The sequence below is a fragment of the Nocardia sp. NPDC049149 genome (assembly GCF_043197455.1).
Taxonomy (GTDB): Bacteria; Actinomycetota; Actinomycetes; order Mycobacteriales; family Mycobacteriaceae; genus Nocardia.
The window spans coordinates 639,096-652,306 of sequence record NZ_JBICTD010000006.1; the positions used below are offsets into that span (position 1 = coordinate 639,096).

The 13,211-nt window shown below is 68.1% G+C and carries 13 protein-coding genes; 9 read left to right on the plus strand and 4 right to left on the minus strand.

Translation table 11 applies throughout. From position 1 onward, the window contains the following. Window positions 1–14 precede the first annotated feature (14 nt). Window positions 15–689, minus strand: a complete 675-nt coding sequence (locus tag ACGFNJ_RS27125; protein WP_393453797.1) for a TetR/AcrR family transcriptional regulator — start codon at window positions 687–689, stop codon at window positions 15–17. Window positions 690–893: 204 nt separating this feature from the next. Here ACGFNJ_RS27125 and ACGFNJ_RS27130 point away from each other — a divergent pair, with 204 nt between their 5' ends. Then, window positions 894–2,465 carry a succinic semialdehyde dehydrogenase gene (locus ACGFNJ_RS27130; protein ID WP_393453800.1) on the plus strand — a complete coding sequence of 524 codons (1,572 nt, stop codon included), beginning with the start codon at window positions 894–896 and terminating at the stop codon, window positions 2,463–2,465. 30 nt (window positions 2,466–2,495) lie between these two features. After that, entirely contained in the window at window positions 2,496–3,326 is an 831-nt protein-coding gene (locus ACGFNJ_RS27135; protein WP_393453803.1) for an SDR family NAD(P)-dependent oxidoreductase, read from the plus strand. A gap of 4 nt (window positions 3,327–3,330) precedes the next feature. Here the strand turns inward: ACGFNJ_RS27135 and ACGFNJ_RS27140 are convergent, their stop codons facing one another. Together ACGFNJ_RS27140 and ACGFNJ_RS27145 are read right to left on the minus strand one after the other, a co-directional pair. Continuing rightward, entirely contained in the window at window positions 3,331–4,164 is an 834-nt protein-coding gene (locus tag ACGFNJ_RS27140) for a putative protein N(5)-glutamine methyltransferase (RefSeq protein WP_393453806.1), read from the minus strand. Window positions 4,165–4,284: 120 nt separating this feature from the next. Further along, window positions 4,285–5,154: a YdcF family protein gene (locus ACGFNJ_RS27145; RefSeq protein ID WP_393453809.1), complete on the minus strand. Its 870-nt coding sequence runs from the start codon at window positions 5,152–5,154 to the stop codon at window positions 4,285–4,287. A gap of 226 nt (window positions 5,155–5,380) precedes the next feature. On the opposite strand from ACGFNJ_RS27145, the gene ACGFNJ_RS27150 reads away from it, so the two are divergent. The 7 genes from ACGFNJ_RS27150 to ACGFNJ_RS27180 all read left to right on the plus strand — a co-directional run bounded on the left by ACGFNJ_RS27150 (window position 5,381) and on the right by ACGFNJ_RS27180 (window position 12,407). After that, a complete protein-coding gene (locus ACGFNJ_RS27150; RefSeq protein WP_393453812.1) occupies window positions 5,381–6,232 on the plus strand; it encodes a bifunctional 5,10-methylenetetrahydrofolate dehydrogenase/5,10-methenyltetrahydrofolate cyclohydrolase in 852 nt (283 codons plus the stop codon). Between the two features lie 279 nt (window positions 6,233–6,511). Next, entirely contained in the window at window positions 6,512–7,846 is a 1,335-nt protein-coding gene (locus ACGFNJ_RS27155; protein WP_393453815.1) for an MFS transporter, read from the plus strand. Window positions 7,847–7,931: 85 nt separating this feature from the next. Beyond that, on the plus strand, window positions 7,932–8,651 hold the full coding sequence (locus ACGFNJ_RS27160) for a GntR family transcriptional regulator (protein WP_393453818.1): 720 nt from the start codon (window positions 7,932–7,934) through the stop codon (window positions 8,649–8,651). Between the two features lie 126 nt (window positions 8,652–8,777). After that, window positions 8,778–9,320, plus strand: a complete 543-nt coding sequence (locus tag ACGFNJ_RS27165) for a thiamine pyrophosphate-binding protein (protein ID WP_393453821.1) — start codon at window positions 8,778–8,780, stop codon at window positions 9,318–9,320. Next, the gene (locus ACGFNJ_RS27170; RefSeq protein WP_393453824.1) at window positions 9,317–9,901 is read left to right on the plus strand and encodes a thiamine pyrophosphate-dependent enzyme; all 585 of its coding nucleotides are present in this window, start codon (window positions 9,317–9,319) and stop codon (window positions 9,899–9,901) included. Before ACGFNJ_RS27165 ends, ACGFNJ_RS27170 begins: the two co-directional genes overlap by 4 nt. Window positions 9,902–9,918: 17 nt before the next feature. Further along, window positions 9,919–11,277, plus strand: coding sequence for an aldehyde dehydrogenase family protein (locus tag ACGFNJ_RS27175; RefSeq protein WP_393453827.1), 1,359 nt, complete (start codon window positions 9,919–9,921; stop codon window positions 11,275–11,277). Next, window positions 11,274–12,407 carry a mandelate racemase/muconate lactonizing enzyme family protein gene (locus tag ACGFNJ_RS27180; protein ID WP_393453830.1) on the plus strand — a complete coding sequence of 378 codons (1,134 nt, stop codon included), beginning with the start codon at window positions 11,274–11,276 and terminating at the stop codon, window positions 12,405–12,407. The genes ACGFNJ_RS27175 and ACGFNJ_RS27180 overlap by 4 nt, the downstream gene beginning before the upstream one ends. A 63-nt stretch (window positions 12,408–12,470) precedes the next feature. Here the strand turns inward: ACGFNJ_RS27180 and ACGFNJ_RS27185 are convergent, their stop codons facing one another. Next, window positions 12,471–13,157 (minus strand): hypothetical protein, encoded by a 687-nt coding sequence (locus ACGFNJ_RS27185; protein WP_393453833.1) that lies wholly within the window; start codon window positions 13,155–13,157, stop codon window positions 12,471–12,473. Between the last annotated feature and the right edge of the window lie 54 nt (window positions 13,158–13,211).

Below are 13,211 nucleotides of genomic sequence, written 5' to 3' on the forward strand. Positions count from 1 at the left end.
GGCGGCGCTGCGCGTCAGGGCGCGGGCGGGAAGATGTCGGGCAGCTCCAGCGCGTACTCGACGTCGGCGCGGGTGCCGAGGGTGGTCAGCAGCACGCGGATCATCGTAAGCCGGGCCGCGGCAACGGTTTCCGCATCGGGCTCGGTGCCGGGCTCGGTGCCCGCCGACACGCGGTAGACGACGTACTCGCAGACGTGCAGTGCCGCATCGAGATCGAGCGGGCTGGGCACGCGACGGCCAAGCTCGGTGAATGTCTCGCGGACCAGCGCGCGAATATCGTCGAAGGCGCGTTCCCGGTAGGCCGACACCGGCGAGGCCGGATCGTGCAGTTCGGCGAAGAGCGGGCGCAGCATGGCGCCGTGGCCGTTGGCCCAGCCGAGATAGGCGTCGATCAGCCGGATGCCGAGTTCGACCGGCGCGTCCGTCCCGGTCAACGCGATCCGGATGCCGCCGACGAGGCCGTGGTTGGAGGCGTCGAGCACGACGTGCAGCGGCTCGAGCGCATTGCCGAAGTAGCGATAGAACGTCGGCCGCGCCAGGCCTGCCTGCTCGATGATCTGTGCGACGCTCATGCCGCGAGAACCGTTGCGGGTGAACACCTCCGCGGTCGCGAGCACGATCCGCGCCCTGACCTCGTCGGCCTGTTCCTGGGTCTGCGGTGGTCTGCCCCGCCGCGTCACCTCGCTCATGACTGCGCCCCGCTCGGTCCCGATGCCCCCTGCAAGACCTGGTGTTGCCTCACAGAGCGCAGCCCGTCATGGCTGTGTTCCATGACGAAGAGCTTGACACGCGACGCGACACGGGCATTAATCTAACACTATTGTTCAGTTAATGACGGCTACCTTGCGGCCGTCCTCGCTGCGCGACCGACCGTCCTATCGAGAGGGCCGACCATGACGACCGCCTCCCCGCTCACCGCCGCCGACGCGCTGCCGACCTCGCTGGTGCAGCCGCTGCTCGCGCGTGCCGTCGCGGGCGGGGCGCCCTCCGTCGAGGTGTTCGCGCCGGCCACCGGCCGCAAGATCGCCGACCTGCCGCAGTCCAGCACCGCCGATATCGAGACGGCCTTTGCGACAGCCCGTGCAGCACAGCAGGATTGGGCACGGCGACCGATCCGCGAGCGTGCCGCGGTGCTGCGCCGGTTCCACGACATCGTGCTCGCCGAACAGGACACCGTCCTCGACATCGTGCAGACCGAGACCGGCAAGTCCCGGGCACACGCCTTCGACGAGGTCGGCGACGTCGCGGTCAACGCCAGGTACTACGCGCAGGTGGCCGCGAAACTGCTCGCCACTCGCAAGCCGCGCGGCGTGCTTCCGGTGTTGACCCAGGTCGACGTGCGGCACCGGCCCAAGGGCGTCGTCGCGGTGATCTCGCCGTGGAACTATCCACTCGCGCTCGCCGCCTCCGACGCGCTGCCCGCCCTGGTCGCGGGCAACGCGGTGGTGGCGCGGCCGGACAACCAGACCGCGCTGACCGCGCTGTGGGCGATCGATGCCGCCGAGCGCGCCGGGCTGCCGCGCGGGCTGTGGCAGGCGGTGCTCGGCCGTGGCTCGGTGATCGGCGGCGAGGTGATCGGGCGCGCGGACTACGTCGACTACACCGGGTCGAGCGCGACCGGACGCACCATCGCCCAGCAGGCGGGGGAGCGGCTCATCGGCTACTCGCTCGAGCTCGGCGGCAAGAACCCGCTCGTAGTGCTCGCCGACGCCGACGTGTCGCGGGCCGCCAAGATCGCCATCCGCGCCTGCTTCGCCTCGGCCGGGCAGCTGTGCGAAGCGATGGAGCGAATCTATGTGCACGACAAGGTGTATGACCAGTTCGTCGCCGAATTCGTCACGCACGTCGAGGGGATCTCGCTCGGCGGCGGGCTGACCTACGACAACGACATGGGCTCGCTGACCTTCCCGCGCCAATTGGCCACGGTCCGAGCGCATGTCGAGGACGCCGTGGCCAAGGGCGCCACGGTGCTCGCGGGCGGTCGCGCGCGCCCCGACCTCGGGCCCTACTTCTACGAGCCGACGGTGTTGAGCGGGGTGCGGCCGGGAATGACCGTGTACCGGGAGGAGACCTTCGGCCCGGTCGTCTCGATCTACCGGGTCGGCAGCGACGACGAGGCGGTCGAGCAGGCCAACGACACCGCTTACGGCCTCAACGCCAGCGTCTGGACCAAGGACATCGACCACGGCCGCGCGGTTGCGGCGCGGATCAACGCCGGGTCGGTGAACGTCAACGAGGGCTTCATCGCCGCATGGGGCAGCGCCGACGCGCCGTCCGGCGGACTCGGCATTTCGGGGACCGGGCGCAGGCACGGCCCCGAAGGCCTGCTGAAATACATCGACACCCAGACGATCGCGGTGCAGCGGATGCTGCCGATCGCGCCGCTGCCCGGCATGTCCGAGCAGCTGTGGGCCAAGACCATGACCTTGTACTTCGGTCTCATGAAAACACTGCGCCAGAAATAACTTTCGCGGACTCGACAGGATGGGGAACGGATGAAACTCGACACGGTTGCGGGCAAGAAGGTGCTGGTCACGGGCGCCGCCATGGGGCTCGGCAAGCTTTTCGCCGAGCGCGCGGTGCGCGAGGGCGCGGCCGCGGTGGTGCTGTGGGACATCAACGAGATAGCGCTGAAGGACACCGCCGCGGAGCTGACCGCGGCGGGCGGCACCATCCACCACTTCGTGGTCGACGTGTCGGTGCCCGAGACCATCGCCGAGGCCGCGGCGTCGGTGCGCGCCGAGGTCGGCGACATCGACATCCTGGTCAACAACGCGGGCATCGTCCGGGGAAACAGCTACTTCTGGGAGACCGAGAACCGGGCCGACATCGAGAAGACGATGGCGATCAACGCCCACGCCCCGATGTACGTCACGCTCGAATTCCTGCCCGCGATGGTCGCCGGTGCGACCGAGGCGCGGGTGTTGACGATCGCCTCCTCGGCAGGCCTGGTCGCGAATCCGCGGATGAGCGTCTACGCGGCCTCCAAGTGGGCGGCGCTCGGCTGGTCCGACTCGGTGCGCATCGAGCTGGAGCAGGCAGGCCACGAGCACGTCAGGGTGACCACCGTCTGCCCGACCTACATCAACACCGGAATGTTCGACGGCGCAAAGGGTTTCCTGTTCACCCCGATCCTCGAGCAGGACGAGGTGGTGGACACCTCGTGGCGCGAGATGAAGAACGGCACCCCGCTGGTGATCCTGCCGTGGACCTCCCGCCTCAACAAGGCGCTGTCCGGCATCCTGCCGATCAAGCTGCGCGACATGTTCCTCAACGGCGTCGGCGTGTACCGCTCGATGGAGGAGTTCACCGGCCGCTCGAAGTAGCGGCTCAGTTCGCGGATCTGGTTCCGATGACGACCGTCGCGTAGTGCTCGTCGGATTCGGCGAGCCTGGCGTGCAGGCCGTGCGCACGCAGTTCCGCGAGCGCCTGCGGGGCTTGCTGTTCGCTGGCTTCCACCAGCAGGTGGCCGCCAGGCGCGAGCCAGGAGCTGGCGTCCGCGACCACACGGCGGAAGACGTCGAGGCCGTCGGGACCACCGTCGAGTGCGCTGTGCGGCTCGTGATCACGGGCCTCGGGCGGCATGTGCGCGATCATCGCGGACGGGACGTACGGGGTGTTCGCGAGGAGGATGTCGATACAGCCGCGTAGTTCCTCGGGGAGCGGGTCGAACAGGTCACCCTCGTACACCGGGGCGCCGAGCGGGGTCAGGTTGCGGCGAGCGCAGTCGACGGCGGCGGGATCGATATCGGCGGCGGCCAGGGTCACCGGTCGACCTTCGGCGGCCAGGACGGTCGCCAGCGCCAAACCCAATGCGCCAGTGCCGCAACACATGTCGACCACTACCGAGTGCCGGGTATTGGCACGGGCCAGTGCGGCGGCCTCGTCGACGAGGAAGGCGGTGCGTTGGCGGGGAACGAAAACGCCAGGCGCGACCGTCACCCGGATGCCGTGGAACTCGGCCCAGCCGAGCAGATATTCGAGGGGTGTCCCTGCGACCCGTTGCGCTACCAGGGTTTCGAGGTCGGCGCCGTGTTCGGCCGCTGCGGCGTGCAGCAGGCGAGCCTCGTCCTCGGCGAACACACAGCCCGCCGCACGTAAGGTCGCGACGACATCCGCCGGCTCCACCGGCTGCCGTCCCCCCATATCGATATTCCCTGCCATCACCCGCACATCCTGCCGTGGCCTGCCCCGCGTGGGCCAGCGGTTTTCGGGTGAGGTCCGGCACCAACCGCTGCCCGGAATCCGCAGGCTCGGCGAGCGCGCGGATTCCGGGCGAGCACGTCAGCGCGCGGAGGCCAACTCGAAGGTGCGGGTGGCATCCAGGTAGATGCCACGCTGCGATTGCCGCGACGGCGGCGGCAGCTGGGAGACCAGTTGCTCCAGCGACGTCGTCGCCCCGACCACCTGAGTGCCCGCCACGATGAAGTCGGCGACAGCACGCCTGATGTGATTGGGCGAGGTGACGACCACCGCGCTCGTCGCGCCGATATCGCGCAGCATCCTGGTGCTGAACAGGGCGTTCTGCACGGTCGATCCGGCTCGGTTCTCCACATGGACTCGGGCGGCAGGCACGCCGTGACCGATCAGCCAGCCCGCCATGGCATCCGCCTCGGCGATGCCGTTCTGCGGATTGCCGCCCGAGACCACGATCGGCGACAGCGGCGCGGCGATGGACTGTAGCCAGGCCGCGGTGAGCCGGTTCACCAGCTCGGGACGCAGCGCGCCGTCGGGCAGCAGGCCGTAGCCGCACACGACGATGCCGGTCTGCGGGCCGATGAGGGCGGGAAACGGATTCGGCAGGGTGCCGACGGCCGAGTTGATGGCATTGAGCACGTTCGTTGTGCCCGCCGCCATCGCGGGATCGACCGCGTTGAGCCGCGCCATCGCGTCGCCGAGTGCGGGCAGGTCGCCTGCGTAATGCGACCAGATCGCCTGCAGCGAGAGGGCGTCGGCGTCGGTGGGATCGGCGCCGATCAGGTTGCGCAGGTCGGCGCGACCTGCGGCGTCGTTGCCGTCGGTGAAATTGCGCTGGGCGGAGTTGTAGAGGGCATCGGTGTCCCCGGCATGGGCGGGAACGCCGGCTAGACCGGTCAGGGTGATGGCCGCGAACAGCGTCGCGGCTAGATGTTTCCAGTGCCTCGAGATCTTCACTACAGTCGACACCTTTCCGCGAAATGCTGTGTTGGGCATACAACGGGTTGGGCACGTGCTGGCAGTTAGCCGTGGGCAAGCAGGTTCACGATACGGCGGGGTGATCTCGAAATCACGTATTAGCCGAACGGATTCTGCGGCCGGTTTTCCGGCAGTGGGACAAACCGGGCGCGGCGATCAGGGCGCGTCGCGGCGGTCGGGCGCGTCCCCGATAGGGTGTGACAACGTGGATACCGTTTCGCTGACCGGCAAGGAACTCGCCGCCGCCCTCAACGCCGACACCAAGCAGCGCGCCGCCGCGCGCACCGAGGCGGGTGCCGCGCCACGGCTCGCCCTGATCGTCGCGAACGATGACCCGGCCAGCGCCTGGTACGTGAATTCGTTGCGCAAGTCCGCCGAGCGGCTCGGAATCGCCTGCGACACGGTCGATCTCGGTGCCGATGCGTCGGTAGCGACGATCCGCGCCGAGCTCGCGGCGCGCAGCGCCGACCCGGCGACCGACGGCATCATGCTGCAGACGCCGCTGCCCGCGGGCATCACCCTCGAAGACGTGAGCTCCGCGATCGCGGCGGCCAAGGACGTCGACGGGGTCAGCCCGCTGTCGCTCGGCCTGCTCGCCTCCGGCCTCGACGGGTTCGTTGCCGCCACCTCCGAGGCGGTGGTGGAACTGTTGAAGCACCACGAGATCCCGCTGTCCGGTCGGCATGTCGCGGTGGTCGGCCGCTCGAATGTCGTCGGCAAGCCGCTCGCCCAGCTGCTGCTCGCCGAAAATGCCACGGTCACCATCTGTCATTCGCGCACCACCGACTTGCCTGCGGTCACCTCGGCCGCCGACATCGTCGTCGCGGCGGCGGGCCGAATCGGTTTGGTCACCGGCAAACACGTGCGCGAGGGTGCGGTCGTCGTCGACGTCGGCACCAATGAATCCGCGGACGGCGGCATCGTCGGCGATGTCGACGCCGACTCGGTGCGCGGGAAGGCCGCGGCGTTGAGCCCCGTGCCCGGCGGTATCGGCCCGGTCACCACCGCGTTGCTCATGCGCCACGTCGTCGTCGCCGCGGAGAACGCCAACAGCTGAACCCGCGGGCGCTTTTGCCCTTTCTTCCGATCACGGCCGGTCCGGGCCAGCGCAGTCGCGAATCCCGGTCCGGCCGTTTTCGTGCCTCCGGGAACCGGCCATGCGGCCGCAACGAACTGACGGGTCGACCCCCGCATTTCTGCCCTCTCGCCGCACATCCTCTGCGAGGCTCTTGTGCGTCAGGTCACAGAATGAGTAGCATGCTACTCGATAAGTGAGACATGTTACTTAACACGGTGGCATGCCATCGCAGCTGGTTCTGTGCTGTGGAGGAAAGAAATGGATCGCGCTATCTCCCGGGTCGACGGGGAAGCCTTGCGGGCGAAGACGATGCGGAAGATCACCCGGCGGATCGTTCCGCTGCTGGTGGTCGGCTATATCGTCAGCTATATCGATCGGATCAACGTCAGCTTCGCCAAGTTCGGCATGGAGGAGACGTTCGGGATGAGCGCGACCCAATACGGGTTCGTCGCAGGCATCTTCTTCGTCGGTTATGTGCTCGCCGAGGTGCCGAGCAACATCATCATGACCAAGGTCGGCGCCAGGATCTGGCTCAGCCGAATCCTGGTGACCTGGGGCATCATTGCCACGCTGACCGCATTCGCGGTGAACGTCGAGATGGTCTACGTCCTTCGGTTCCTGCTCGGCGTTGCGGAGGCGGGCTTCTTTCCGGGAATCCTGGTGTATCTCACTCGCTGGTACCCCAATGCCGAACGCACCAAGGTGATTTCGACCGTGATGGTGGCGATACCGGTGGCCAGCGTGCTCGGCAGTCCACTCAACGGGTGGATCCTCGACACCTTCGACGGCGCACTGGGTTTGGACGGCTGGCGCTGGGTGTTCATCGTCGGCGGGATTCCCGCGGTGCTGCTCGGCGTGGTGTTCTTCGTCGCGCTCACCGAATCGCCAACGCAGGCAAGGTGGCTCGACGATGCCGAGCGGGCGTGGCTGAGTGAGACGCTCGAAGCGGAGCAGGCCGAACGCGCGTTGTCGGCGCCGGCTGGCCATCGCGCGGCGCTGCGGAACAAGCGGGTGATCGCGTTGTGTCTGGCTTATTTCCTGCTGCTGTGCGGTGCGTACCCGCTGGCCTACTGGATGCCGACGGTGGTCAAGGAAGTCGGGCACGGATTGAGCAGCACCCAGATCGGCTGGTTGTCCGCGGTGCCGTTCCTGCTCGCCGCGATCGGCATGTACGTCACCGGCAGGCTCGTCCGCAACGAACGTTCGTCGCGACCGGTCCTGATCGCACTGGGGATTTCGGTGCTCGCCTTCCTGGTCACCGCGCTCGCGCTCGGGTCGCCGCTGCTGGCGTTCGCCGCGATCACGGTCGCCACCATGGCGGCGCAAACCGCCAAACCCCTGTTCTGGGCCGTTCCGACGGCGTACCTGGCCGGGGTCGGCGCGGCGAGCGGTATCGCGCTGATCAATTCGCTCGGCAACGCGGCCGGATTCGTCAGCCCGTACGCCTTCGGCTGGATCAAGGACGCCTCCGGCGGGCGGACCGGTTTCGCCATCGCGGTGATGATCTTCGCCAACGTGGGCGCGCTCCTGGTGATCGGCGGCCTGGCCGCGCGGGCGAGAGCGCGCCGCGCCTCGACGGTGCCGACCGCCTGAGCGACTATGCTGGGGAATCGCCCGGGGACGGTGTGCCACGGGCGATTTCCCGATGCTCATGACGAGCGGTCCATGAAGAGGTGCCTTGTCGCAGGACGCGGTAGACAGCAAGTCCGAGCAGATCGCTGCCGAGATCAGGGACGCGATCCGGCAGGGCAAGCTCGAGCGCGGCATCCTGTACTCGTCGCGCGAGCTGGGTGAACGATTCGGCGCCTCACGGACGCCGGTGCGTGAGGCACTGCTGAAGCTGGCCGACCTCGGCCTGGTCAAGATCGAACGCAACCGCGGCGCCAGGGTGCTCGGGCAAGACGGGCGCGGCATCGTCGACCTGTGCAGCCTGCGGGTGCTGCTGGAGCCGCCCGCCTGCCGCAGCGCAGCGGCGGTGATGACCAGCCGCGACGACGAGGCGATGCTCGCCGAGTATCGGATCATGGAGCGCACGGCTGATGGTGGGACCGAATACTTCGCCGCCGATGAGCGCCTGCACGAGCTGATCCTGCAGGCCAGTGGCAATCGCAGGCTGGCTAAGTTCGTCGCCGAACTGCGCCAGACGCTCGCCCTCGACGGTCGACACAGTGTGCCGAGATATCAGACCGTCGACACCGCACTGAAGGACCACTGGGCGATCATCGACGCGCTGCGTAAGCGCGACGGTGTCGCGGCCGAGCGGGCGATGCGCATTCACCTGGTGCGCTCCGGCGATCTGCTCGTCGCGCACAGCAGCGATGACAACCGTGGCTTGGTGGCGGAGTGGCGGCGCTGGGTCTCGGTGTCGGTCCCCGAGGGCGACCAGATCGTCTACTGATAGTCCCTGCTGAAACCTGATCGGTCAGGCCGCTATCCGAGAGTTGCATGCTACTCACGATGAGTAGTATGTTTCATTCACCAAGTGGGCTGCCACTAGGCAGTCGGTCCGGCGAAGGGACATTCGGTGAATTCCAACTCGTATGCGGCGTCGGTCGCCAGAGGCATCTGGGCGGCGGAGGTCGATCTGGTCGGGTACGTGCCGTCCGTCAGCGTGGCGCCCGTCATCACCGCGCTGGTCGATACCAGCGGTGGCGGCGCGGGCATCTCGGCGCGGGTGTTCCCGCTGTCGCGGGAGGAGGAGGCGGCCGGTTTGCTCGGCGCGCTGCCACTCACCGGCAAGTTCGGTGCGATCGTCATGCAGGACAACGGTTTCGGCAACGCGCTGACGGCATTGACCACGTTCACCATGGCGTACCACCTGCCGCTGCTGATCGTCGCGAACACCCGCGGCGGGCTCGGTGAATACAACTCGATGATCCACACGTTCAGCCAGCACGTGCCTGGCGTACTCGAACGATTCGGGATCCCGTACTTCGAAGTGGACCGGCGCAGTGCGGCGGCCGACTGGGAGTCGGTGGTCACCGAGGCAGGTGTGCACGCGCGCATGACATTTCGGCCCGTAGTCGTGCTCGCGCACTTCTGGGCCACCGACGGAAAGGCCGCGTGACCGTGCAGCGTATCGAGGCATTGCGGATCGTCGCCGAGCAGACCGCGGAGCTGCCCGTTGTGGTGACCTGTGCCGCCTCCAGCCGGGAGTTGGCGGCGGTGGCTGATCGCCCGAATCATCTGTATCTGCTCGACGCCATGGGGCTGGCAGGTTCGGTGGCCACCGGCGTCGCGTTGGGTATCGCGGACACCGAGGTGCCGAAGGTGGTGGCGATCGAAGGCGACGGATCGCTGCTGATGAACCCGAATGTGCTTGCCACCGGCGGATTCCTGCGGCCGGCGAAGCTGGTGCTCGTGCTGCTCGACAACGGTGTGTACGGCGCGACGGCGAACCTGCCGACCTACGGTGCACGAATCGACCTGGGGGAGTTGGCTGTTGCGGCGGGCTGGACCGTGCGCCGGGCGGCGGATCCGGTGGAACTCGCGGCGCGCCTTGCGGAGTCGCTGACGCTGGACGGGCCGGTCCTGCTGCACGTGCGTATCGCGGTGGGTAACGCGACCGGGGTGCCGAAGCTGTTGGAGAACCCGGTCATCATCGGGCGGCGTTTCCAGGATTGGCTTGCCGAGCGGGTGGGCCGATGATCACCACGATCAATCCGGTGAGCGGAAACCCTCTGGAGACATACCCTTTCACGCCGGAACATCAGGTGTCCGCATCGCTGAACCTGGCCGTTGCCGCCGCCCGTCGCGTCGGTGACGAGCAGATCGCGGCGCGGGCCGACCGGCTGCGGCTGCTCGCGACGCGGTTGCGCGCCGACGCGCCCGCGCTGGCCATGCTGATCACCACCGAGATGGGCAAGCCGATCGATCAATCCGCCGCGGAGATCGAGAAGTGCGCGACCACCTGTGACTACTACGCCGACCGCGTCGCCGACCTGCTGCGGCCGCAGGCGGTCGACGTGTTCCCCGACGGTGGGCAGGTCCGCCTCCAGCCGCTCGGCGTGCTGCTGGCGATCATGCCGTGGAATTATCCGTTCTGGCAGGTCTTTCGGTCGATGCTGCCCGCCATCGCGATCGGCAACACCGTGCTGCTCAAGCATGCCGACAACGTCACCGGATGTGCGCTGGCCGTGCAGCGGCTGTTCGACGAGGTGTGTGGCGCCGGGGTGTTGACCAGCGTAGTGCTGCCGCCGGAGCGCATCGGTCCGCTGATCGATGACCCACGCATCGCCGCGGTGGCGTTCACCGGGAGCAACCGCGTCGGCGCGCTGGTCGGTGCCAGGGCGGGCCGGGCGGTCAAGAAGGTCGTGCTGGAACTCGGCGGATCCGATCCGTTCATTGTGCTTGCCGATGCGGACGTGGCGGCCGCCGCGGCGGCCGCGGTGCGCTCCCGGTTTCTCAACGCAGGCCAGAGCTGTATCGCCGCGAAGCGAATCATCGTCGAACAACGCGTCTTCGAGGAATTCACGGCGGCGATGGTTGCCGAGCTCGACAAGCTCGTGGTGGGGGATCCGGCCTTGCCCGGCACCGACATCGGCCCGATGGCCCGCGCGGACCTGCGCGACGAGTTGCGCAGGCAGCTGCATGCGACGGTGGCCGCGGGGGCCGACGTGCTGGTCGGTGCTACTACGGATGCCGGTCCCGGCGCCTGGTTCACGCCGACGATTGTCACGGTGCCGGACACGTATTGTGTTGCCTTTCAAGAGGAAACGTTCGGACCACTCGGCGCGGTGTTGCCGGTCGGTTCGGCGGCCGCCGCGCTCGCTGCCGCCAACACCTCGGCGTACGGCCTGAGCTGCTCGATCTGGGGCACGGATCTCGGCAGGGTCGAGCAGCTCGCGGCGCGCGTCGCCGCGGGATCCGTTTTCGTCAACCGCATCTCCGAGTCCGACCCGCGCCTGCCGGTCGGCGGAGTCAAAGCCAGTGGGTACGGCCGGGAGCTGAGCAGCTACGGCGCCACCGAGTTCGCCAATATCCAGGCGGTGCGCACCGCCCGATCCGCGAGGAGCAGTCGATGACCATCACCCGAATCCGAGCCCGCGTCGTCGGCATCCCGGTGGACAAGCCGACCCGAATGTCCAACCGTGCCTTGAACGATCGCCACTATGCCTTGGTCGAGATCACCGATGACACGGGAGCCACCGGTCTCGGCTATACGTACGCGGGCACCAGCGGGGGCGCGCTGACCAAGTGTGCGGTCGACGATCTGCTCGCGCCGGTCTATCTCGGCGCCGACCACAACGATGTGCACGGACTGTGGAGCCGCGCCTACCAGGAGGCGCTGCTCGCCGGTCGACGTGGTGCGGTGATCAGGGCGTTGTCGGCGATCGATATCGCGCTGTGGGATCTGCGGGCCAAGCGCGCCGGGCTGCCATTGGTCAGCCTGCTCGGCGGTTCGACGGCGCCGCTGCCCGCCTACGCCTCGGGCGGCTATTACCGGCCCGACGACGGCGAATGGACCGTTGCGGTCCGCAAAGAGATCGAATTCAATGCGGGACAAGGGTTTTCCGATCACAAGATCAAGGTCGGCGGGCTGAGCGTCGCCGAGGACGCGCGCCGGGTCGCGGCCGCGATCGAGGCGATCGGCGATACCGGCAGGCTTGCCCTCGACGCCAACAACGCTTACCGTTCGGTGCCGGAAGCCCGCAGTGCCATCGAGGCTTTCGAGCGTGCCGCTGGCGAGGTGGGGCTGTGGTGGTTCGAGGAGCCGCTCGCACCGGATGCGATCACCGGGCATGCCGAACTCGCCAGGCAGATCCGCACGCCGGTCGCCACCGGTGAAATCCACCAGACTCGGTGGGAGTTCCGGCAGTTGATCGAGGTGGGTGCGGCACCGATCCTGCAGGCCGACGCCGGGGTGGTCGGCGGGGTCACCGAGTGGCTGCGGGTCGCGCATGCCGCGGACGCCTTCGGCCTGCAGATGGCGCCGCACTGGCATCACAATCTGCATGTGCACCTGTGCGGCGCGGTGGCCAACACCCTTGTGGTCGAGTACTTCGCCTTGGAGAAGGGCATTTACAACTTCGAGCGGCTACTCACGCCTGCGACGCGGCTCCGGTACGAGGCAGGTCGGGTGATCGTGCCGTCGCGGCCAGGGCTCGGCATCGAGCTGGACGAGACGGCGGTCGCCGAGCACGAATTGGGTTGAGTCGCTAGCTCGTTGAGCCGGCCGACGCCGCGCAGCCCTGGACCGATCGGCCGTGCCGCTGTCCTACTGCCCGGGGCCGATGGCGCTGATGAGCGTGCGCCCATTGTCCTCGGCGGTGGTGACCAGCTGCGGGTTGTAGGTGATCGGCTGCTTGCCGGGACGGTTCTCGGTGACGACGACCACGTACTGGCCCGCGAACGCGCCAGGAGTGATGGCGACACAGTAGGTGGTGCCCGCCGGAATGGTGTCGATGCCTTGCTGGATGGCGTCGGCCGACTCGACCGCGGCAGTGGGTGTGGTTGCGGCACGGGCTTCTTCGCCGGAGCGGGCCACGTAGTACGCGTGCTGGAAGGCGAAGATCGCGGCGGGACCGGAGTCGAAACCGCCGGGGTCGTTGCCCTTGATCCGGTTGCCGACCCGCTCGGCGGTGCACTGCCCGCTCGGCGAGGTGGCCGGCGCGCCGATCCGGGGTGGGGTGGTCGCCGACGAGGGCGGCTCGGAGTCACCGAGGAGGAAGAACGCGGCTCCGGCTCCGGCGGCGACCACGACGACGCCGAGCACAGGTATCAGCCACTTGCGGGTCGATCGTCGCCCCTTCGATCGATCGATCAGGCCGCTGAACTGGTCTTCGAAGTACTCCGGCGCCGGCTCGGGTTCCCGGGCCGGTGGCCCGTCGACCCAGTCGGAGTAGGCACCCTGGTATCGGTCATCGGGTGCGTGGGGTTGTTCTTGCGCACCGCGTCTCGTCATCTGTAGCCCCCGCCCGTAGTCGTTTGCAGGTCGTCGTGCACTCATCTCCGGTCG

What these genes read in the sequence shown, in the direction of transcription:
- ACGFNJ_RS27125 (WP_393453797.1), bottom strand. Translation starts at nt 689, where the DNA reads ATGAGCGAGGTGACGCGGCGGGGCAGACCACCGCAGACCCAGGAACAG.
- ACGFNJ_RS27130 (WP_393453800.1), top strand. Translation starts at nt 894, where the DNA reads ATGACGACCGCCTCCCCGCTCACCGCCGCCGACGCGCTGCCGACCTCG.
- ACGFNJ_RS27135 (WP_393453803.1), top strand. Translation starts at nt 2,496, where the DNA reads ATGAAACTCGACACGGTTGCGGGCAAGAAGGTGCTGGTCACGGGCGCC.
- ACGFNJ_RS27140 (WP_393453806.1), bottom strand. Translation starts at nt 4,164, where the DNA reads ATGGCAGGGAATATCGATATGGGGGGACGGCAGCCGGTGGAGCCGGCG.
- ACGFNJ_RS27155 (WP_393453815.1), top strand. Translation starts at nt 6,512, where the DNA reads ATGGATCGCGCTATCTCCCGGGTCGACGGGGAAGCCTTGCGGGCGAAG.
- ACGFNJ_RS27180 (WP_393453830.1), top strand. Translation starts at nt 11,274, where the DNA reads ATGACCATCACCCGAATCCGAGCCCGCGTCGTCGGCATCCCGGTGGAC.
- ACGFNJ_RS27185 (WP_393453833.1), bottom strand. Translation starts at nt 13,157, where the DNA reads ATGACGAGACGCGGTGCGCAAGAACAACCCCACGCACCCGATGACCGA.